The organism is Bacteroides sp. CAG:633 (assembly GCF_000435115.1).
Lineage (GTDB): Bacteria > Bacteroidota > Bacteroidia > Bacteroidales > Bacteroidaceae > Bacteroides > Bacteroides ndongoniae.
The window spans coordinates 1-4,747 of sequence record NZ_FR882957.1 but is presented as its reverse complement, the minus strand read 5'-3'; the positions used below and the strand labels follow the sequence as shown (position 1 = coordinate 4,747).

Below are 4,747 nucleotides of genomic sequence, written 5' to 3'. Positions count from 1 at the left end.
CATTTTGTACAATTTTGCCTTTGAAGTCGGGAATCCGTTATCTTCCAATACTTTCAGCGCATTGGGCATACTTAGTGTATCAGGCAAATCAGAACTGAACATAGTCTGTTGATTTCCTGAAAAGAATTTTGAAACCGCATTGAATACAGCTTCTTGAATTTGCTCCTCTGTTGCGACAATAATATTTGCCATAATCAAACATTTTAGGGGTTAGACAATAAGCTGTCGTCACAGCTATCTCAACGTTGATGATGCAAAGGAAAAACAAAAAGAAGAGCTTATAAAACGAATAAATATCTGCATTAACAAAGACAAAAGAAGACATTAGCTGCCACAAGAGGACATACAAATAATGCCATTCAGAGGTTTGGCAGCGTCTGTCCTCAGAATGGCATCAAATGGCACTTTTGATATAGATGATAAATTGAAATGTGATTTTATTGTTTTTGCTTGCGTAATTGCTTCGTTACTTCATCCACATTAAAATAATCAAAGCATACATGTGGGTCTTGGCAGGGCTTTATCAACCCGTCTTTTATCCATTTGTTTACAGATGCGGGGGTGGTTTTCATCCATTTGGCTAAATGAGTGTTTGTCACCAAATATCTTCCGTTCAGTTGGGTAAGAGTATGTTTGTTTGCGGAGAATCCACGTTGCAAGCGGTCTATCAGTACATCTATGTCCTTCTTTATGATTTTAGGGGCAGGTCTGTTTTCCTTAATACTTATCTCAATAGAAGTCATATCAAAGTTTGCCAGCTGAGGGAGTTGGGACAACTCCGCAATCAGATACTGGGCACATCTCAGGTCTTTGATTTTGAATGTCAATTGCTTTCGTCTTGGCATAGTAGTAATGATTTCCCTTTTTCTGTAGTATAATATTTCTGAAAACGGCTATTGGGTTTGTCAGGAACGGTCATAGCCAGTAGTTCTTCCGAAATCAAAGGGTTTATATATTTTCTCTTAAACTTCGTCCTATCGCTAAAATTGAGCGAAGCGATAATCTGTGTCAAAGTGTTTTCGTACAAACACATTTCCAAAATAGTTTTTATTTCTTTTTGACTTAGTGCTAACTTAGTGCCGACTTGGTCCCAACTTAGTGCCAACTTAGTGCCGACTTGATCCCGACTTGTTAGCATATTTTCTGCAAGTTCAAACTCTTTAGGGTCACGATAGGTAATAGAAAAGATAAACTCTTCCCCACTATGTATCTCTATTTCAGAGTTTTCAAAATATAACGGAGCATATTTCCGAATATTTTTCTGTCCCGAACCAAGCTCCTCAGCCCATTTCATCTCACGGAACACCTTTGTTATTAGCGGATTCTTTGTACGGGTGCGCCAATCATTTATATCTATATCCCCTGTTTGGAAAGGTTTCGTCCAATTCTCCGTTATAACCCGGTCGCGGAATATGAGAAACTTATTGGTATATGAACTGATATACTCACGGTGTAGAAGTGTATTTGAGATTACTTCTCTGAATATCATTACCCGTAAATCCAAACGGTCTATACCGTTGTCTGCCAAACGGAATTTATCTGGCATATTGCGCTGCACAAAATTCAGTAAACGGATATATGACTGAATTAGGTTTGCGCATATCATATCCCGGTCATTGTAACGAATATCAGGGTCAGTAGGGAGCGGATGCAAGAAACGCTCGTAAGACATACTGCGGTAAATGGCATCTGTGCGGTGCCACGGACAACAATTCAGAATAGTTTGTTCTTTACCAAATAAGAGAATAGCAGCCAACTTATATCCTTCCTTGTTTGTTCCTCGTTGCTTACCCCAAAACAGACTTTTCAGGAATTCTTCATTTGTCATGCTTAGCCACGGATGATTAGAGTTATGGATGGAAATGTGGCTGCGCATAATTTTAAACGATTCTTCGTCCATATCTTCCAAGGTCACATCGGGAAACACTTCGCTTTCGGAAGATTCCTTTTCTTTTCGCATGAACATGTTCTTAACCAGATAGGTATGTTTTGACACATCATTGTCCGCATCACCCCAACGGTCAAAGAAACGATTCTTGTATCTATGCACTTGTTCACTTTCAGGTACATTCAGATACAAGATAATCTTACCGTCTATCTCTGCCTGTTCCGGTGTGATTGGCATTGGAGGAAGAAATTGTTCAGGATTATTCAGCGTATTGATAATGCTTTTGGTCATATCTGTTACACATTTAGGGTTAATTCCCAATATTGTGCCAGCATATCTACTCCTAAGAAGATATATCCTCCCTCCGCATTCAAGAAAGAGCATACGGTTTCATACACAGATGCTGAAACTTTATCCGTACATTTCTTGAATTCTACATGTTTATTCTCGCCATGCAAAAGCAAGTCCTTTATTTTATCTGTTGGTAACATACTGTTTTGTTTATAATACTTTTACCGCTTCGTCTATTACACTACTGGCAAAACTATCCAAGTAAGTATTGGTTGTTGCCAAATCGCTGTGCCCTAATATCTGTGAGATAACTTCTCTCGGTACTTGATTGTCCTGTAAAGTCATTGCCATTGTATGACGGCTTACGTAGCTTGTCAACTTCATGTCTGTAATCTCCAAAGCTTTCGCTAAGTTAGTTAAATTCTTGTTATTGCGTCCAAAACGGCTACGAATATGATTATAAAGTTGCTCTCCTTTATATCCTGCAATAGAAACTATTGGCAGCAAGTAATCTTCTGCTAACAATGTATTGGCTGAAAACCAATCCATTAACTCTTGGATTTCAGGAGTTATCTTAATCTGAATAGGTTTGACTTTCTTAGCTTCTTTTGTTTTATTCCGTTTATAGACAATATAATTTCCACCGTTATAACGGATAATATTCTTTTTAGTTAGCAATGCTGCATCTATAAACGATATACCATAACAGTAATATGAAAAGAGAAATAATCTTCGTGTCCGTTCAAGTACAGCATTATCCATCACTGTTGTTTTTAGTTTCAACATGGAGTCATGTGGCAAATAGCGTTTGGTCGTTTCTTCTTCCAATGATGAAATGCTAAAACCGCCCTTGCCAAATGGGTAAGTCGTTTCTGAGGCTTCACCATCTTGGATTGCCTTATTCAATACTGCACGCAAAGTCTTAAAATAGAACTTCCGAGTATTCCCTTTACATTCACGTTTTTGTAAAAATACATCAAAAGATTTTACATATTTAATATCTATTTCAGGGAAAACACGTTCAGGCAGTTTCTCATCAAAGAGTTCTAATACATGAAGTGTTCTGCTATAGCAGTTGGCATTGCCAATATGGTTGGTATCTTTATAAGTTTGAATTAGATTTTCAAAGAATTCCTTTACATTTCCTTTGTTTGAGTAGTGAAAGAATTCTTGTTCGAATTGATTTAGTGTCCAATCAATTTTATTAGCATCAAAATCTGCTATAATGCGAAGTATCTCCGATTTCTTTTGCGTTAACCATTCGTTGAGGTATATTCTGTCTGGATGTAATTTGGGGATACGCTTATCTGTGACAAACATTTCAAGTTTGTCATTCCATTGATGTGGTTCTGCATAAATGCCTAACGCCATCACCTTCCGTTTATTATTCTTGCGAACAACCAGCCAAATAGCATATCCTTCTTTATAGTGATATTTATCGGCTATCCACATCTTAAATGAAACATATTTCATAAGCGACACAAATTACTGACATTTTATTTTGCTAAAAAGATATTGATATGTAGCGATCAGATTACCAATAATTTATCTACCTTGTTTTACTGACGGATTACTGACGTTTGTACGATAAATATAGATAATCAGATGTAAATAATACCAATACTTTCGTTTCTTATTCGTTGGCAAATATACTGAAAAACAATTAGATATAAAAATATAGGAAATAAACGGATAGCTCTGGGGGGCGTGTGGTCGCTGGTTCGAATCCAGTCACCCCGACTGGTAAAAAAGCATTGATAATCTGATGATTGTCGATGCTTTTTTGTTTTTGGACATATCGCTGTAAGCGGCGGTTTAATCGAGGAAAGGGAGATCTGATAAAATGGATCAGCGGATAAAATGGTGTTCTTTCTTTATATCTAATAATTAACTATTTATATTTGTAAGTACGCAAATAAGTACATATCTTTGCGTACTTACAAAGGAGAATTTATGAGGACAGCCAATTTCACAGATTTAAGAGCCAACCTGAAAAGCTACATTGATGCAGTCATTGATGATTATGATACCGTAGTTATCAATCGCGGGAATGGTAAAGGGGTAGTGATGATTTCTTTGGATGAATATAATTCGCTAAAAGAAACAGAATACCTTATGTCGTCGCCCGATACAATGGAAGCAATACATAAAGGTGAAGAGGATATTAAAAACGGTAATTCTATATCCCAGAATGAAGGTGAAAGCATAGAAGATTTCTTAAAACGGGCAGCATGTACAGAATAACATTGTCAGAACAGGCACGGAAAGAATATCTATACTTCACGCAAAGTGGCAACAAGGTTATCTTGAATAAAATTCAAACCCTATTGGAAGATATAGCCGAACACCCTTATACCGGGATAGGAAAACCAGAACCACTTAAATATGAACTGGCTGGAAAATGGTCAAGAAGAATCAATGCCGAGCATAGAATTGTTTACTCCGTGCATGATGATATAATAGAGGTTTATATATTCTCCATGAGATATCATTACACAAAGAAATAGAAACAAGACATATTCCAATTAAAGAAAGAGGGTGTCAAAACCAAGTGATGGTATCTGACTC

The 4,747-nt window shown here is 37.0% G+C and carries 6 protein-coding genes and 1 pseudogene; 2 read left to right on the top strand and 5 right to left on the bottom strand.

All coding sequences use genetic code 11. From position 1 onward, the window contains the following. From QVP67_RS00835 to QVP67_RS00815, 5 genes and pseudogenes are all read right to left on the bottom strand, one after another. Positions 1-192, bottom strand: a pseudogene (locus QVP67_RS00835) (helix-turn-helix domain-containing protein); the annotation flags it as partial. A 245-nt stretch (positions 193-437) separates the two neighbouring features. After that, positions 438-827 (bottom strand): hypothetical protein, encoded by a 390-nt coding sequence (locus QVP67_RS00830; protein ID WP_288179756.1) that lies wholly within the window; start codon positions 825-827, stop codon positions 438-440. Next, the gene (locus QVP67_RS00825; protein ID WP_022161666.1) at positions 824-2,179 is read right to left on the bottom strand and encodes a Fic family protein; all 1,356 of its coding nucleotides are present in this window, start codon (positions 2,177-2,179) and stop codon (positions 824-826) included. The genes QVP67_RS00830 and QVP67_RS00825 overlap by 4 nt, the downstream gene beginning before the upstream one ends. A gap of 5 nt (positions 2,180-2,184) precedes the next feature. Beyond that, entirely contained in the window at positions 2,185-2,379 is a 195-nt protein-coding gene (locus tag QVP67_RS00820) for an AlbA family DNA-binding domain-containing protein (RefSeq protein ID WP_022161665.1), read from the bottom strand. A 10-nt stretch (positions 2,380-2,389) separates the two neighbouring features. Beyond that, entirely contained in the window at positions 2,390-3,631 is a 1,242-nt protein-coding gene (locus QVP67_RS00815) for a site-specific integrase (protein WP_288179755.1), read from the bottom strand. Positions 3,632-4,132: 501 nt separating this feature from the next. On the opposite strand from QVP67_RS00815, the gene QVP67_RS00810 reads away from it, so the two are divergent. Together QVP67_RS00810 and QVP67_RS00805 are read left to right on the top strand one after the other, a co-directional pair. Then, entirely contained in the window at positions 4,133-4,423 is a 291-nt protein-coding gene (locus tag QVP67_RS00810; protein WP_071150472.1) for a type II toxin-antitoxin system Phd/YefM family antitoxin, read from the top strand. After that, positions 4,411-4,686, top strand: a complete 276-nt coding sequence (locus tag QVP67_RS00805) for a Txe/YoeB family addiction module toxin (protein ID WP_022161662.1) — start codon at positions 4,411-4,413, stop codon at positions 4,684-4,686. Before QVP67_RS00810 ends, QVP67_RS00805 begins: the two co-directional genes overlap by 13 nt. The last annotated feature ends 61 nt before the right edge of the window (positions 4,687-4,747 follow it).

What these genes read in the sequence shown, in the direction of transcription:
- QVP67_RS00825 (WP_022161666.1), bottom strand. Translation starts at nt 2,179, where the DNA reads ATGACCAAAAGCATTATCAATACGCTGAATAATCCTGAACAATTTCTT.
- QVP67_RS00820 (WP_022161665.1), bottom strand. Translation starts at nt 2,379, where the DNA reads ATGTTACCAACAGATAAAATAAAGGACTTGCTTTTGCATGGCGAGAAT.
- QVP67_RS00815 (WP_288179755.1), bottom strand. Translation starts at nt 3,631, where the DNA reads ATGTGGATAGCCGATAAATATCACTATAAAGAAGGATATGCTATTTGG.
- QVP67_RS00810 (WP_071150472.1), top strand. Translation starts at nt 4,133, where the DNA reads ATGAGGACAGCCAATTTCACAGATTTAAGAGCCAACCTGAAAAGCTAC.
- QVP67_RS00805 (WP_022161662.1), top strand. Translation starts at nt 4,411, where the DNA reads ATGTACAGAATAACATTGTCAGAACAGGCACGGAAAGAATATCTATAC.